Origin of the sequence: Bradyrhizobium sp. SZCCHNRI3052 (assembly GCF_032484895.1) — a bacterium.
Taxonomy (GTDB): Bacteria; Pseudomonadota; Alphaproteobacteria; order Rhizobiales; family Xanthobacteraceae; genus Bradyrhizobium.
In genome coordinates, this window is the sequence record NZ_JAUETW010000010.1 from 274744 (window position 1) to 291286 (window position 16543).

Sequence of the window (16543 nt, forward strand, 5' to 3'; positions counted from 1 at the left end):
TTGACACGACGACGACGAAGCTACGTGTTTCTCCGACCCCGTCTGGACAACATGGCCAAGATTCTCGAGCTCAGCCGCTTTCGTGCCGCTTCCGCCGTGCCGCCGATAACGGCGCCTGGCGGCGAGGCGACCGCGCCGGCAGCGTCCCGCAGCACGAACGCCCATGGCAGCGCATCCCCGCTCATTCCATCACTCGACGGCATCCGCGCGCTGTCGGTGCTGATCGTGGTCCTGGGTCATTCCGGGCTTCAGGCCATGGTCCCCGGCGGCTTCGGCGTCACCATCTTCTTCTTCCTGAGCGGCTTCCTGATCTCCACGCTGATGCTGGCCGAGCATCAGCGCACCGGCGCGCTCGACGTTCCCAGCTTCTATGCGCGGCGCGTGTTCCGGCTGATGCCGCCTCTGCTGCTGTCGTTGGCGATCGCCTACGGCCTCACCGCCGCCGGCCTGCTGGACGGCGGAATGACCGTCAAGGGCCTGGCGGCCCAGGTGCTGTATTTCGCCAACTATTACGGTCTGTTCTTCGATCCCGGCAATACGGTGCCCGACGGCACCGGCATTCTCTGGTCGCTCGCGGTCGAGGAGCACTTCTACATCGTCTATCCCCTGCTGATGACGCTGCTGCTCGGATCGGCGCTGCGGCCGCGCACCATCGGCGCGCTGCTCGGGCTCGTCTGCCTCGGCGTCCTCGCCTGGCGCATCCATCTCGTGCATGCCCCTGGGTTCTTCTCCGACCGCACCTATTACGCCTCGGACACCCGCATCGACTCGATCGCCTATGGCTGCATTCTGGCGCTGGTCATGAACCCGGTGCGGCAGCGCTCTGCCTCGGGGCGGATGTCGGCGGCGCAATGGGCGCTGCTGGCCGTCGCCGCGGCGGCGCTGCTGGTCTCGCTCGTCTACCGTGATGCGGTGTTCCGGGAGACCGCCCGCTACAGCCTTCAGGGGCTGGCGCTGATGCCGTTGTTCTACTTCGCAGTCCGCTTCGCCGACGCGCCGCTGTTTCGTCATCTCAACCGCTCCTGGGTGATGACGCTCGGCACCTATTCCTATGCGATCTATCTGATCCACAACGTCGTGATCCGGACGATCGACAAGAACCTGCCCGCGATCGCTGCCAAGCCCTATCTGCTGTTTCCGCTCGCGCTCCTGATCTCTGTCATCTACGCGGCGGCGATCGAGCGCTTCATCGAGCCGTATTTCAGACAGCTCCGGCGCAAGTTCAGGCCGGCGCCTGCTGCGAGAGCAGCGCAGGACGCGTCCGGCGCAGACTGGCGGCTCGGCAACCGTCTCGCCGAGAGTCCGACGCCGCGCGCATCCTGAGCGCATCGGCACCCCTTCACCGCTCCATCGCCTGCTGCACAAATGCGTCAAATTGTGCAGTTTAAATAATTAGTCCCGCATTTAATACTGCGACCCCGACCAATGAATACTTTCGGGGACGGGTGGATGCGGATCGCGAGCGCAGTTGCACGACGAATTCGACGACATACGCTCGGTCCCCTGCCGGACGATCCGGCACTGCGACCGTTGAGGTCCCCGCTCCAGATCAATCTCTCGGGCAAGGTCGCGCTGGTCACGGGAGCGGCGGGAGAGCTCGGCCGCCCGATCGCCCGGACACTGGCGGCCTGTGGTGCAAAGGTCGCCATCCATTATCTGACGGCGCGCGCTGCTGCGGAGAGGCTGTGCGAGGAGCTGAACGAGCTCCAGCCGCAGCACGCCTGCACCATTTCGGGTGACGTTGCCGAGCTCGAGGATGTGCAGGCCATGCGCCGCGTCACCGAGGGTGTGCTCGGCCCCGTCGACATCGTCGTGAACAATGCGGTGACATGGTACGACGAACGTCCCGTCGTCGAGCAGACGCCCGACCAGTTCGACAAGGTGTTTCGCTCCTCGGTCCTGCAGGCCTGGGCGACCGCGCGGGTGTTTTCCGGCCCGATGATCGAGCGAAAATGGGGACGCCTGATTTCTCTCGGCACGGAGATGACGAGCCTGGCCTTGCCCAATCGCGCGCCCTACACGGCGGCCAAATGCGCCATGGACGGCATGCTGCGGTCCCTGGCGCGGGAGCTCGGACCGCATGGCATCACGGTCAATCAGGTCGCCCCGGGCTGGGTCGTCTCCGACAAGGACCGTCGTGACCGTGACGAGGTGCAGCCGCTCTACGAGCGGTCCGTGCCGCTCGGACGGCGCGGCTACGATCAGGACGTCGCCAACATGATCGCGTTTCTGGCCTCGGACCTCGCCGGTTTCGTGACCGGCGTTCGCGTGCCGGTGTGCGGCGGAGTCGTCATGCCGGAGGCCTGAGCACGCGCGCCTCGATGCGGCCGATTCTCGTGATGTCGATCGCGCGTCAGCGGAAGACGCGATGACGGTGGCACCAACGCACGAACACGTAGATCGACCATATGCGCGACCAATAGATCCCCGGCGCCCCATCGAGGAAGGCGCGCCAGAGGCGCTCCACGGCCGTGGGGTCCAGCCCCACCGGCGCAACGGCCTGCGGGTCCCGCAGGGTCCGGTCCATTGCATCCTGCAGGCCGCGCCGAATCCAGCGATCGAGCGGCAGCACGAAGCCGCTCTTCGGCCGGTCGAACAGCGACGGATCGAGGCCACGCAGGCCGATCCGCCTGAGCATCGCCTTGCTTCGCAGCGGCGCGTAGCGCGTCGCATCGGGCAGCCGGTCGACGCTTTCGAACAGCACCTGATCGACCAGCGGCACCCGCTGCTCCAGCGAGGCCGCCATGCTCGCCACGTCATTGTCGCGCAGCAGGCGCTCGCCGAGAAACAGGCGCTGCTCCATGACGCTGATCGCCGACAGCGGAGTGCGCGCGCGCGTCTCCGCGGTGATCTTCGCTCTCATCGCGGCCGGCAGCCCATCTGTCAGCGTATCGACGAGATCAGGCGCGAGCAGCTCGCGCTGAAAACCGGGCAGGAACAGCGCATAGGCCATCTGGTAGAGCGCCAGAAGATCGTCGCCGCGTCGAACCATCTCCGGAAGCTTGGCCCAGCGCGTCTGCGGCGCCACCGTTCCGCGCGACGGCGACAGCATCTGCGCGGCCAGCTTCGCCGCAGCGGCTTTGACGCCGGCCGGCACCCAGGCCGTGCGCTCCGACCATCGCTGCAGGATCGGCAGGTCGCGAAACGACGTATAGCCGCCGAACAGCTCGTCGCCGCCGGTCCCCGACAGTGCCACCGTGAAGCCTGCGCCGCGGATGGCGTGCGACATGAAGTATGAGTTCAGGCCGTCGAAGGTCGGCTGGTCCAGGCTGTCGAGCGCGGCATCGAGGTTGTCGACGAAGTGCTGCTCCGTCAGCACCACCTCGTGATGCTCGGTGCCGATGGCGGCGGCGATCTGGCGCGCGATCGGCCCCTCGTTCAGCTCCTGCTCCTCGAAAGCAAGCGTGAAGGTGTGGATCGGACCCGTGGCCGCGCGCTGCGCCAGATTGGCCATGACCGAGGAATCGATGCCGCCCGAGAGAAACACTGCGAGCGGCACGTCGCTGGCGAGATGCAGCCTCAGCCCCTCCTCGAGGATCTCGGCAAGATGATCCTCGTCCATCGTCGGGTCCGGAGCCCGCTCCGGGATCGACCAGAAATCCTCATCGCGGATGATGTTGCCGACGCCGTCGAACGTGGTGAGATGGCCTGGAGGCAGCAGTTCGACGCCCTTCACCGCCGTGCCGGGACCGACCACGAAGCCGTTCCAGACGCCGCTGGCGACGGCCTGCGGATCGAGCTGGGCCCTGCCCAGAAGGCCGGATGCCAGGAGAGCACGCAGCTCGGATGCGAAGGCCACCGACCAGCCCGCGTCGGGTTTCGACGCGCGGGCGACGTACAGCGGCTTGATGCCGAGGGGATCGCGCGCCAGCAGCAGCCGGCGCTCCTTCGGATCCCAGCAGGCGAACGCGAACATGCCGCGCAACCATGCCACCGCCTCCGGCCCATGCAGGCCGAGCGCGCGCAGCATCACCGCCGTATCGCCGGTCGAGCTGAACTGCTGGCCGCCGGCGACGAGGCGCTGCCGCAGGTCGGCAAAATTGTAGATCTCGCCGTTGAAGACGATGACATGCCCGGTGACCGGATCGGTCATCGGCTGCACACCGGCGGGCGACAGATCGAGGATCGCGAGCCGGCGGTGCGCCAGCAGCGCGCCCCAGCCACGCTCGTCCGCGGGCGAGGTCCAGACTCCCCCGGCATCCGGACCGCGATGGAGCATGGCATCGTTCATCCGCTGCAGCGCTGCGCGGTTGTGGTCGTCAACCCGTCCGATGATCCCAGCGATGCCACACATCAGAACATTCCGTTTGAGACGCGCGACGTCAAAATGACCGACGACACGGAACGGCCTCGCGCGCGAGATCGCGTGCGACCAGACCTCGGGCATCGCAGGACCATCTCGGCCCTCAAATGGAAGCAGCCGTTCCGGACGACCAGGACGCCGGCGCTGGCGCCGCAGCCGGCAGCGGACCGTAGGTCCGCGCCAGGCATTGTTCGTAGTCGAGCGGCGGCGTCCAGCCAAGCGTCTCCCTCAGCTTGCGGTTGTCGAAGCGCAGCGGCTTGAGCATCGCGTCGAACTTCTTGGGCGTCAGGATCGCCGGCACTTTGGTCGCCCGCCTGAACACGGTCGCAAACGCCAGCCGTACGATGCTGCTGGCGAGCCAATGCGGGATGGGCAACCGGAGGCCGCGCTCGCCGGTGCCGCGCATGTAGTCCGACAGATAAGTCCAGACCCGCTCGCCGGGACCGTCGACGATGTTCAGCGTCTGGCCGATCGCCCGCGAATCCGTCGCCGCCAGCGCGAAGACGTCGGCGCAGTTCTCGACATGGGTCATGGGGATGCGGGTCAGCGGCCCGATGACGACGTGGTGGCGTCCGATCTGCTGGCCGAGCGCGGCGAGATAGCCGTGGCCGCGTCCCCAGATGAAGCCGGGACGCAGCACGGTGAGATCCCAGCCGTTCTTCTCGACGTAGCGGCGCGTCACCCGCTCCTGCCACCATTTGGCGACGGTGTAGCCGCCACGGGTGTAGACGTCGGGCGTCTGCTGCAGCGGCGCGCTTTCGTCGAGGACGTCGCGGGTCGCAGTGTAGTCGTAGACCGAGAAGCTGCTGCACAGCACGAGCCTGCGACAGGCGCTGCCTGCCATCGCCTCGAGCAGCCGCTCGGTGCCGCCTACCGTGCCGGCGAATTGCGCGTCCTCGCCGCCGGCGACCACGGCCGCCAGATGGATCAGCACATCCACATTCTCGAACGCGCGAGCAAGGTCGCGCGAGGTGCGCAGGTCGGCCCTGACGATGTCGACCGACGACGGCCAGCCAAGGGCGTCAACGCGCGTCGCCGGACGCACCATGGCGCGAACCTCGATGCCGCGGGCCAGCAGCGCATCGACGACATGCCGGCCGAGAAACCCGTTGGCGCCAGTGACCAGGGCTTTCATATCGCCAGCTTCCTCATGTCCGCCTGCTCCGTCGGCTTCATCGCTTCGACCATCCGATTGACGGCCAGGACGTCCTCGATCGTGATCGGCAAGGCCGTTCCCGAGCCGAGCGCCTGATAGGTGCGCGCCAGGCACTCCCACAGCCCCTCATAGGCGCCTGGGCCCTTGAACTTGCGCAGCAAGGTCGAAAGCGCCGCGCGGCGGATGTCGCGGCCCTCCTCCAGTCCGCTGAAGAACGGGCGCAGCGGCTTCGGCACGTTGCGCGGGCCATCGAAGGTCAACCGCGTTTCGAACAGATTGGCGGTCGCCTGCATCCGCTCGCCATAGACCCGCAGCCAGAACGCATCGGGCTGCGCGCTCGCGCTGAAGCCGAGCGTCGCCGTGCCGCGCTCGGCCTCGACCACACAGCGAAACTCGTCGAACGGCAGCGGCGAGGCCTTGCGCTTGCTCCAGACCGTCTCCGCCTTGCGGTGTGGGCCGACGAAGGCATGCGACAGCGAGGCGAGATGCGGCAGGAAGTCGGCGATCGCACCACCCGCCAATTTGAGCGCCGGATGCGGCGAATTCGGATCGGCAAAGCCGTCGGGGCCGAGGATGTCGAGGCAGATCAGCACGTCGACATGGGTCACGGCACCGAACTCGCCGGTCTCGATGCGACGGAGTATCTCCTGCGGCGCCCGGTTGAAGACGTAGTTGTAGTCCTCGACGACATGGCGGCCGGTCTGCTTGGCGCGCAAGGTCAGGGTCTGCAGCTCGTCGAAGGTCGAGGTCGCGGGCTTCTCGACGATCACATGCGCGCCGGCCTCGAGCGCGTCCATCGCGAGTCGAAAATGCGAGGTCGGTGGCGTCGTCACGTGCACCACATCGGGCCGCACCGTCTGCAGCATCGTGCGATGATCGGTGAACCAGGACGGGATCGCGTAACGCTCGGCCGCGGCCTCCGCCGTTGCCGGCGACAGGTCGCAGATGCCGGCCAGTTGAACGCCCGGCAAGGTGTTGAGGCAGGCGAGATGCTGGCGGGCGATCTGCCCTGCCCCGATGAGCACGGCCTTCATCACGAACGGGTCTCCAGGATCTCGCAATAGAAGTCTTCGAGCGCTTGTGCGGCCGCGCTCCAGGCATATTTCTCGACCGCGACCTGCCGCGCCGCGCCGCCGATCCGCACCGCAAGATCGGGCTCGGCGAGCAGCCCGTTGACCGCATCTGCAAAGGCGTCGGGCTCGTCTGCGATGAGGATGTCGCGTCCGGGCATCGCCTCGATGCCCTCGGCACCCAGGCTGGTCGAGACGATCGCCTTGCCCATCGCCATGGCCTCGACGATCTTCAGCCGCGTGCCGCCACCGAGCCGCAGCGGGACGATCACCGCCGCTGCCGCGGCGAGGTGCGGCCGCAGGTCCGGCACGAAGCCGGTCAGTTCGATCCGCGGCCCGGCCAGCGCCGTCAACGCCGGCGGCGGCCGGCCGCCGATGATCTTGCAGCGCGCATCCGGGTGCCGGGCGGCGATACGAGGCCAGATGTCGTGTACGAAATGCGTGACCGCATCGATGTTGGGCACCGTCGACAGCAGGCCGAAATAGACCAGCGTACGGCCGTCGGGCGCGGGGTCGGTGCTGCGCGGCTGATAGAACTCGACATCGGCGGCGTTGGGGATGACCGCAGTGCGGGCGTTCGGAATGTCGTCATGCAGACGCTTCTCGTCGTCCGCGCTGCAGAGATAGACGCCATCGGCTTTTCGATAGGCCGCGATCTCCTCGCGGCGCAGCTTGCGCCAGTTCGCACCGGCGTAGAGCCGACGGCCCAGGCTTGCGCCCGTGGCGGCGAACTGCCGCGCCAGATCGTAGGCGATCTCATGCGAGTCGATGATCAGCCGCGGCGGCATCGCGCCGGCCGGCGCCTGACGGAACAGGCAGTGGCCCAGATAGGGAAATTCGAGATTGACGACGTCGAACCGCGTGGTCCGCAGCACCCGATCCAGCACCCGCTGCAATTCCGGCAGGGCCACGCGCAGCCGGTCGAAGCTCCGCACCGAGACCAGCGAGCGCAGTTGCAGCAGCCGCTTCGCAAGACCGTCACGGCCGTAAGGGTTCGGCACGAGCACCACGTCGCGGCAATAGGCCTGCATGGCCCGCCGGCACTCCTCGATGTCGAAGGCGTCATCGACCATCATCACCGCCGTGAGGTCGTGGCGGCGCGCGAGCTGGGTCATCAGCCCGTGCATGCGCGCCTGTGCCCCGAACCGCGGCGGGCTCGCCGGCATGTGCGAGACGCTGAGGATGCTGAGCCGCCGGCGATCGGCGAAACCGGACGCGGACCATTCGGGGTCGCGCTGCGCCGACGGCGCAGGCTCCGCCTCCATCACATCCAAGCCTGGGTGGTTGTCGCTGGTCATGACCATTTAAAACATTTAAATCACGGGATATTTTATATGTAACATTTAACGATCGCGATAGTTAATCGCGGCACGAGGGCGGGGTTCCGGGCTCCTTTCGCTCCCTCTCAACGCTTGCCGATGAAGTCCCGGACGATCGTACCTGCGATCCTGAGCGGCTCGCGGACCCGGAACACGCCGACGACGATCGCGAGATAGAGACAGCCGCAGAAGCAGCCGGACAGGATCATGCGCACGAGCGCGGGGTAGGCTCCGAGAAACGTCGCTTGCAGCCACCAGCCGGTCGCTGCGGTCGCGACGGCGCCGATGGTCTGCGCTCCGACGGCCCGGACCACGAGCTCCGCACCGATCCCGATCGGACGTCCGGCATACATCACCGACGGCAAAGCGATCAGCGAGTATCCGGCCACGACGCCCCAGGCCACGCCGACCGGACCAAACGGCAGCCCGGCCAGCACCGCGACGACCTGCGCGACCAGAGAGATGATGCCCCAGGTCTGCCAGCGGTCCGCCCTCCCGAGCGACAGATGCAGCCAGCCCTGCGAGCCCTCGACGACGTGCGAAATGCCGCGCAGCGCGATGATGCTGAGCAGCGCTCCCGCAGCCTGCCACTTCTGCCCCAACAGCACGACGGTGAGGTCCTCCGCCGTGACGGAGAGGATCGCCGCCGCCGGCATCAGGAAGAAGGCCAGGATCGACAGTGCCGCCTCATACTTCTGCCGAAGCGCGGCCGGATTTGCCTGGAACTTGCTCAGCGCCGAGCTTCCCACCGCATGCGTCTGATTGAGCGCCGCATAGATCGAGTTGTCGTAGAGGTTCATCGCATTCTGGTAGTACCCGACCTGATCGGGCCGGTAGAGCAGACCGAGCGCGATCCGGTCCACCGCCCGCGACAACGTATAGGCCACCGTGAATCCGACGACGTGGAGGCCAAAACGCACCATCGATCGCACCTCGGCGTCGAACACCGGCGCGCTGGGCCGCCAACGGCAGGCCGACCACGCGGCGACCACGACGCAAATCGATGTCACGACGGGGCGAATGACCAGCGCCCAATAGCCGTAGCCCTCGAACGCCATGGCCACGGCGGCAACCGTCCCGGCCAGCGTGCCGAACAGCTGGATCCGGCCGATGCGGCCGAACTGCAGCGTGCGCCGGAGCAGCGCCATGTGCTGGTTGGTCAGCCCGGACAGCACGAAGGTGATCGCGACGCAGAGCGCGATCGGCTCCAGTCGCGGATCACCGTAGATCCAGGCAATCAGTGGGCTGGATGCCGCGACGACGATCGCCACCGCAACGCCGATGCCGGTGCTGACCCAGAACAGACCGCTGACCTGGGCCGGAGTGATCCTGCTGCGCTGGGCGGTGGCATCGAGCAGGCCGAAGTCGATCAGCAGCGGCGCGAAGCTCGTCAGCACGGTGACGATGGCGACGAGCCCGAAATCCTCCGGCGCAAGCAGCCGGGCCAGAACGATGGCCGCTCCGATCTGAAGCACGGAATTGCCGTATTGGATGACGATGGAAATCAGGCCGCCGCGCAGCGCGCGGCGTCCGAGATCGCTCGACTCCCGATGTTCCTCGAAATAGGCGGCGACGGCTTCCGACATCCGTTCAATCGCTTTCAATCATCGTAACCAACCTTCCGATTCCCAGTCACGGGCCAAACAGATCCGTCCAGGGCCATGAAAATCCGACCATCGAAAATGCAGCCGGTATAGAATCGTTCGCGGCCGAGATCGGAGGCCGCGGGGAGCGATGACGTCTCCTTGTGGCGGAGAAAAGGATTGAAACGTCACTGCGCCAACAATACCGGCTTGCGATTTAACTCCTGCTCGCGCGTGATCGCCGGACCGGCCGCCATCGCGGCCAGCCTCTTCAGCCGATCCTTGCGGGCAGCGAGGCCCGGCATCGGCTGCAGACCCGTGGCCTCCAGGATCGTCTCCCACCGATACACCCAGTCATGCCGCATCAACGTCTGGACCATGCCGGTTCGCCGCATCCGGTCCTGGCGGACCGGATCGTCGTCCAGTTCCCTGATGACCCGGTCGATGTCGGGCGATGTATGCGGCACGTCGATCATCACCTCGGGCCAATCGAACAGCCGCGGAAACAGCTCGTTGTCGGGACGCTCGCCGAGCATGATGGCTCCCGCCGCCGCGCCCTCGAAATACCGATAGCCGAACTCGACCTGCCGCCCGGTCTCCTGCGGCTCGTCGAACTTGCCGGGATTGACCAGAAAATACCTGCTCCTCTTGGCGAGGTTTGCCATCTGCGTCCGGTGCTCCCGGAGATCGATGGCCTGGCTGCCGCCGATCGTGTCGTGGAGATAGAACAGGCCGCTGTCCCGCGCCATCGCGAGCAGTGATTGGTGCGTGACACGGGAGCGGCGTCCCATGCTAAAGACGTCGATGACCCTTGCGGGCGGATCGGGATAGGGACAAAACCGGATCGCATCGATGGCGAGCGGAAGATGCGCGCATGCCTTGCCGATCTCCTCGCTGAGCGGCTTCACCGTACTGATCTGGAACGGCATCACGACGTCGAACTTGGCGAGGATCTTCAGGAAATGCCGGTGCTTGGCGATCTCCTTCACCCAGAGCTCATCCAGCAGACACACCGAGGTCCTGCACGCGCCTCTCAGATCCTCGATCGCATCGAACATGATCAGGTCCTGCGGGAATCCGCAGATCGCGAACAGAACGTCGTATTGCTGTTGCGGCTCGATCCGCGCCAGCCCGGGATTCAACAGCACGGGCGCGTGGTAGCCCAGCCGGGTGGCGAAGCTCGCCCGTCGGCTCGACGGGTCGAGCACGGGCGCAAACATCTCGGCTGAATCGACCTCGCAGATGATGTCCTCGAACTCGACGTGAGGACCGCGATTGAGGGCTTTGCCGAAGATGTTTCGAAGTGAGAAGACGGCGATGCGGGGCTTGCCCGGCTGCGAACTCATGACGCCTCACTCTGGTGTTGTTGGATCACTTGCACGGTGCTGTGCGGAGAAGGCGGCGACGTCACGACGATGAAACCGGCGTTTGGATGAGACCCGCGTCCAGCGCGATCCGTGCGGCGGCATCGATGCGCGCGAACGGAACGTCGGCCCGGATCGCCATGTCGAGCAGGCTGTGCTTGCCATCCGCAAGGTTGAGGACCCACAGGAGGTCCATTTGCGTCGCACCGCCTGCCTCGCGCTGGCCGGCAATCGCGCGATACAGGCCGCGCCGTCCCAGTTGCGGCTCCCCTCGCCCATCGACGCGCTCATAGATGCAGTCGCGATCGAGCAGATCCAGCACCTCCTCGATGACCGCGTAGGATTGGTCGAGACAGTCCGGCTTGACGAAATTCAGATTGTCGGCCGAGGTGTGATATTCGGGGAACGTGCCGTGCACGCCGCGCATCAGGCACCCGACCGGCAGATCGAATCCCGGTGAGCAGAACTGCCGCTCGTCATATCCATAGGGGCTGAATGGCAGAATCTCATGCGGATGGCCGGCGTGCTTCAGGACATGGGCGACGGCGCGATCGATGCTCGCTCCGCTCCGGCTCTGCTTGTAGTGAAATCCACTGGGATCGCCGAGACAGGTGAGGACGAGGCCGTGTTCGACATGGCCGAGATTCCGCTCGTTGCGGTCGAGCCATGCGAGCGCGCCGATCGTTGCCGGCAGGAACAGAAATCGGTACCCGAGCCGGTGTGTCCGCTGCGCCTGCCGCATCGCCAGCGCCGCCATGACGGCAATCCCTGAGAGATTGTCGTTGGCGAGACTCGGGTGACAGATGTGACAGGTGATCAGGACTTCCTTGTCCGTCTGTCCAGGGACGAAGAATTCGCCATAGGTCAACGATCCCTGCGAGAGCTCGCTGTCGATCTCGACGCGGTAGCTGTCCTCCGTCATTTCCCGCCACAGACGGTCCGGCAGGCAGAAGCCCCAATCGTCGGCATAGTAGCCGGTCCGGTATGGAATGAGATCAGGCTGATCCGGCAAGCTATGGACGTGCTTGGCAAGCTCGGCACGGCTGAGCACCGCCTGGACCGGCTTGCTGTAGCCCATCACGTGCAGATTGTTGTCGGCGAAGTCGACGAGAACGCGGCCCGACAGGGTCGAGATCGTCGCGCGACGAATGTTCCACTCCGCCGGCACATGCCAGTCCAGGACGGGCGTCCCGGAGGGTACCTCGTGAATCGTAAGACCCACATGACGCGCGACAATGCCGAGCGTCTGCCGGACACCCGCCCCGGTGAGGCTGCGATTGATCGGAAACAGCTCAGCGACCAGATCGTGGAGATCGATCGCCGGCATTCTCGGACCAGCCGTGGATTTGAGGATGTCCAACATGGCGCGTCGACCCTACACCATCATTCAGGCCGACGCCTGGGCGGCATCGGCTGCGAGATCGCCGGTCGGCAGCGGCACGATCGTCGGCTGGTAGACCAGATACTCCGCGGGAGCTTCCACCTGATCGTATGGCGCGACGACCTCCTCAGGCAGCCGCGCAAGATCGGTCACCCGCAGGAAGTCGCGCAGGCTCGTGCCTGTCGACTCCGAATCGACGTTGATGGCGCCGCGCCGGACGCTGACGTCGGCAAAATGCACGGTGCGGAAATCGATGCTGAACCGCGTCACGCCCGAGGTGTTCGGCACCGACGAATGCAGATGCGCTCCGGAGAAGATCGTGACGCCGCCGCTCGGCGCGATCACCCGGATCTGTGGATCCAGTGCAATCTCCTGCTCCGGCTTCGGCTGCACCCGTGTATCAGTCTTGATGTGCCGCGCCGCCGATGCGCGTGAGGTCCGGTTCCACTCGTAATAGTTATAGTTTCTGGAGCCGTTCTTGATCGCTTCGTCGAAATAGCGCGGGTGGAATGCAAGGCCGTTGTCCGGCGCAATGTCATACACCGGCAGCCACCAATTGAGCTGGCACGGCGGCGCCGAGTACCAGGTGTCGCGATGAGGGTGGAATGCGAATGCGATCCCGGTGGTGAGATAGTCGTCGCTCGTTGCCGACCGCAGCCGCGGCACGTCGAAATAGGTCAGCTCGGGATCGCAGCCAAGCTCGCGGAGCGCTCCCTGCACCAGCTCCTTCGACCGGGCGTGATGAATGAAGAATGGCTTCAGCCTGACGAGAATCTCGACGTAGCGCTCGACAGGAAGCTCGAATTGCGCCGTCCGCGGATCGTAAGGATGAAACGCCTCCTCGATCAGCTCCCTGGCGAACGCCACCAGCGCATCGAGCGAAGGCGTCGGCGAGTACAGGAACAGCGCACCCTCGTACAGTTTCTGGCGCCGCTCGTCATCGGGCATGATGGCATCAACGAAAATGTTCGTCATTCCGTGATCCTCCTCGACAAATCGTCAGAACCTTCGAGGCGATCGGGCCGCTCCGGAGCCGCCAGATTCCTCCCCCAAGACACCTCGCTGCCGCCGTGCTGCTTCACCACAGCCCCCGTTCGGCAAGCGAGGGCCAGGCAGCATCCTTGGCCGACAACACCGTCACCGGCTGCGGCCATCGGATGCCGATCATCGGATCGTCGTGCCGGAAACCGTCCGAGAGCTCCTCGACATAATCCTCGCCCATCAGATACTCGACCGTCACGTCGTCGGTCAGCGTCTGGAATCCATGGGCAAAGCCCGCGGGGACGTAGAGCATCCGCGCCGTCGAGGGACCGAGCTCACAGGCATAGACCTCGCCGCGCGTCGCAGACTCCGGCCTGATGTCGACGATGACGTCGTGGATCAAGCCGGCGCTGCAGCGGACGATCTTGGCGTCAGGCTTCGGCGCACGCTGGAAATGCATTCCGCGGACGGTGCCGCGGCGTCGGGTCACCGAGCTGTTGCCCTGCACCGGGACAAACGCGATGCCCTGCTCCGCAAAGGTCTTCGCGCACCAGGTTCGCGTGAAGCTGCCGCGCTCGTCGGAGCGAACGGTCAGCTCGATCAGCCGCGCATCCGAACGTCCCAGCTGGACAAACCTCATGGCTCAAAACTCTTCGCGCAATCGTGCGGCAATGCCTTGCTCTACTCCTCGATGGTGGCCTTGGGGACCGGCACGATGAAGCGGCCGCCCCAATCGCGAATGGCCGCCATCTGCGCCTTGATCTCGCTCTTGATGTTCCACGGCAGGATCAGGACGTAGTCGGGCCTGGCTTCGAAGATCGCTTCCGGCGGCAGGATCGGAATGCGCACGCCCGGCATGTAGCGGCCCTGCTTGGACGGGGCGCGATCGACCGTGAAGTCGAGAAAATCGGTGCGGATCCCGCAATAATTGAGCAGCGTCACGCCCTTCGCCGGGGCTCCGTAACCGACGATCTTCTTGTTGTCGCGCTTCAGCGCCGTCAGCAGCTCGAGCAGCGCCCGCTTCGTCTCTTTGACCTGCTCGTTCCAGGCCATGTAGATCGCGTCGTCATGCAGCCCATAGGCCCGCTCTCGTGCCAGAACATCGGCGACGTTCGGGCTCTCCGCATGAGCGGCGCCCGCGTGGCAGACGAAGAACCGGATCGAGCCGCCATGCGTTTCCGGGAGCTCGACGTCGAACACCCGCAAGCCCGCTTGGGCGAAGATGCGCAGGCCCGCGATCAGCGACAGATAGGAGAAATGCTCGTGATAGATGGTGTCGAACTGATGCCGCTGCATCAAGGTCAGCAGGTGCTGAACCTCGAAGGTCGCGACGCCCTCGGGGGCCAGCAGGATTTTGACGCCGCCGACGAAGTCGTTGATGTCGGGAACGTGTGCGAGCACGTTGTTGGCCGTGAGGAGATCGGCCGACCAGCCCTCCTCCCGGAGGCGGGCCGCATAGTCGCGGCCGAAGAACTCGACCCGGGTCTCGATGCCCTTGGCGCGCGCGGCCAGCGCAACGCTTTCGCAGGGTTCGACGCCGAGGCAGTCGATCCCCTTCTGGAGGGAGTATTGCAGCAGATACCCGTCATTTGACGCGATCTCGACATGCCGCGAGGCCGGACCGAGCTTGAAGCGATCGGCCATGGCTTCGACGTAGCACCGCGCGTGCTCGAGCCACGAGGTGGAGTGCGAGGAGAAATAGGCATAGTCGGCGCGGAAGATCTCGGACGCGGCCAGGAGGTCGCGTGTCTGCGCCAGACGGCACTCGCGGCAAACGAAGGTCTCCAGCGGATAGAACGGCTCCGCGCGCATGTAGTTGGCCGGATCGATGTAGTCGTTCGCAACCGGCGAGGCGCCGAGGTCGATCAGCTTGAGGGTCAGGTCGTCGCCGCAGTGCCGGCACTTGGGCGCGACGCCGACGGCGGTGGGAAGGGTCAGTTCCATGATGTCTCCGTCACTACTGTCTTTGCCGGCTGAGGCGAAGCGTCTGCCCCGGCGCGATCACGTCCATTGCAACCTGTCGTTGATCCTGGCCGTCTCCATGTGGTCCTGCAGGACCTTGAGACGGATCAGATCGGACGAGCGAAACTCGGCATCCTTGAACTGCATTCTCTTGAGACCATCGACCAGGTTCTGGATCGACTGGTCGAGGGTGACCTGCGGCTGATGATCGGGGGCGAGGGAGCGGTACAGGCCGAAATCGACCTTGTAGGAGCGGCTGTCCACCGGCGCGGAGGTGTTGATCGACACGCTGGTCCCCGGCACGCGCGCAGCCACCGCGTTGGCGAGATCCTTGACCTGGTAGTTGCGGTCGTCCGAGCCGGCATTGACGGTGAGGAAACGGCCGCCCGTCGCCGCTGGCCTGTCGATGGCCCAGTCGATCGCCCGCGCCATGTCGGCGACGTCGATCAGAGGACGCCACGGGGTGCCGTCGGAGAGCACGCTGATCTGGCGACGGGTGAGCGCGCAGGCCACGAAATCGTTGAGGACGAGGTCGAGCCGCAGCCGATCCGACATGCCGCAGGCCGTCGCAAAGCGCAGACAGGTGATGGTCATGCCGGTGTCGATCGCGGCGAGCTCCTGCTCCGATCCGATCTTCGACTTGGCGTAGGCCGTGATGGGATTGAGCGGATCGCTCTCCTTGCGCGGCGGTCCGTCGGCGATGCCGTAGACGCTGCAGCTCGACGCGAACACGAAATTCTTCACGCCGGCCGCCGCAGCCCTCCTGGCGAGCGATACGGTGGCATTCTGGTTGACGTCGAGCGTCACATCCTGGAAGCGATTGCCCATCGGATCGTTGGAGATCGCCGCCAACTGGACCACGGCGTCATAACCGCGGAGGTCGAGCGACATGTCGCGGACGTCGCCATGGATCTGCTCGTCGAGACATCGCTCCGGAACAACCGGCGCTCCGGTCAGGCAGTGCGCGAAATAGGCGTTGTCGAAGCCGTGCAGCGTCGCATCCGGGCGCTGCGCCCGCAGATGCCGCGCGACGACCGGACCCACATAGCCCATGTTTCCGGTGATCAGTACCTTCAAAATCGCACCCTCTATGCCACAAGCCAAAACAAGAATTTAAATCATCCTGTAGTGGATTATAATTTAATATTCTAGCCAGCGTCCAGTGAATCCGTCGGCAAGCGACGCCGCCCGCCGATTTCTCCGGCACGGCGCACAAAACTCCGGGAAAACCCGTGTATTTACCCCGACCCGCCTGATGTTGCGATCATCCGGCCGGCGCGGCATCAGGCACCCTCTTGATTTAATTAATTCGCTCAATTAAATAATGCCGCAAAAGGAACAAATGTTGATCGCAGACCTCGGCAGCTTTAATTCGATCCCTGCAAATGAGGCGTCCCGCGCGGGATGCCCCGCCCGCCTCGATG

At 65.4% G+C, this 16543-nt stretch carries 13 protein-coding genes; 2 read left to right on the forward strand and 11 right to left on the reverse strand.

Annotated elements, in window-relative coordinates; translation table 11 throughout:
- Positions 1 to 51: 51 nt before the first annotated feature.
- Both QW887_RS25395 and QW887_RS25400 read left to right on the forward strand, forming a co-directional pair.
- Positions 52 to 1323 carry an acyltransferase gene (locus QW887_RS25395; RefSeq protein ID WP_315717402.1) on the forward strand — a complete coding sequence of 424 codons (1272 nt, stop codon included), beginning with the start codon at positions 52 to 54 and terminating at the stop codon, positions 1321 to 1323.
- A 207-nt stretch (positions 1324 to 1530) separates the two neighbouring features.
- Positions 1531 to 2307, forward strand: a complete 777-nt coding sequence (locus QW887_RS25400) for an SDR family NAD(P)-dependent oxidoreductase (RefSeq protein WP_315717401.1) — start codon at positions 1531 to 1533, stop codon at positions 2305 to 2307.
- Positions 2308 to 2353: 46 nt separating this feature from the next.
- Here the strand turns inward: QW887_RS25400 and asnB are convergent, their stop codons facing one another.
- From asnB to QW887_RS25455, 11 genes are all read right to left on the reverse strand, one after another.
- Positions 2354 to 4294, reverse strand: coding sequence for an asparagine synthase (glutamine-hydrolyzing) (asnB, locus tag QW887_RS25405; protein WP_315717400.1), 1941 nt, complete (start codon positions 4292 to 4294; stop codon positions 2354 to 2356).
- Positions 4295 to 4406: 112 nt separating this feature from the next.
- Positions 4407 to 5438: an NAD(P)-dependent oxidoreductase gene (locus QW887_RS25410; RefSeq protein WP_315717399.1), complete on the reverse strand. Its 1032-nt coding sequence runs from the start codon at positions 5436 to 5438 to the stop codon at positions 4407 to 4409.
- Positions 5435 to 6493, reverse strand: coding sequence for a Gfo/Idh/MocA family oxidoreductase (locus QW887_RS25415; protein ID WP_315717398.1), 1059 nt, complete (start codon positions 6491 to 6493; stop codon positions 5435 to 5437). Before QW887_RS25415 ends, QW887_RS25410 begins: the two co-directional genes overlap by 4 nt.
- Positions 6493 to 7833 carry a glycosyltransferase family 4 protein gene (locus QW887_RS25420; RefSeq protein WP_316175884.1) on the reverse strand — a complete coding sequence of 447 codons (1341 nt, stop codon included), beginning with the start codon at positions 7831 to 7833 and terminating at the stop codon, positions 6493 to 6495. Before QW887_RS25420 ends, QW887_RS25415 begins: the two co-directional genes overlap by 1 nt.
- A 101-nt stretch (positions 7834 to 7934) precedes the next feature.
- Positions 7935 to 9434, reverse strand: a complete 1500-nt coding sequence (locus QW887_RS25425) for a lipopolysaccharide biosynthesis protein (protein ID WP_315752497.1) — start codon at positions 9432 to 9434, stop codon at positions 7935 to 7937.
- Positions 9435 to 9619: 185 nt separating this feature from the next.
- Entirely contained in the window at positions 9620 to 10777 is a 1158-nt protein-coding gene (locus tag QW887_RS25430) for a glycosyltransferase (RefSeq protein ID WP_316164861.1), read from the reverse strand.
- Between the two features lie 61 nt (positions 10778 to 10838).
- A complete protein-coding gene (locus tag QW887_RS25435; protein WP_316175885.1) occupies positions 10839 to 12158 on the reverse strand; it encodes a DUF4910 domain-containing protein in 1320 nt (439 codons plus the stop codon).
- 24 nt (positions 12159 to 12182) lie between these two features.
- Positions 12183 to 13151, reverse strand: coding sequence for a phytanoyl-CoA dioxygenase family protein (locus QW887_RS25440; RefSeq protein ID WP_316175886.1), 969 nt, complete (start codon positions 13149 to 13151; stop codon positions 12183 to 12185).
- Positions 13152 to 13254: 103 nt separating this feature from the next.
- Positions 13255 to 13797, reverse strand: coding sequence for a dTDP-4-dehydrorhamnose 3,5-epimerase (locus QW887_RS25445; RefSeq protein WP_315752493.1), 543 nt, complete (start codon positions 13795 to 13797; stop codon positions 13255 to 13257).
- A 41-nt stretch (positions 13798 to 13838) separates the two neighbouring features.
- On the reverse strand, positions 13839 to 15101 hold the full coding sequence (locus tag QW887_RS25450; protein WP_315752492.1) for a class I SAM-dependent methyltransferase: 1263 nt from the start codon (positions 15099 to 15101) through the stop codon (positions 13839 to 13841).
- A gap of 57 nt (positions 15102 to 15158) precedes the next feature.
- The gene (locus QW887_RS25455; protein ID WP_315717391.1) at positions 15159 to 16196 is read right to left on the reverse strand and encodes an SDR family oxidoreductase; all 1038 of its coding nucleotides are present in this window, start codon (positions 16194 to 16196) and stop codon (positions 15159 to 15161) included.
- Between the last annotated feature and the right edge of the window lie 347 nt (positions 16197 to 16543).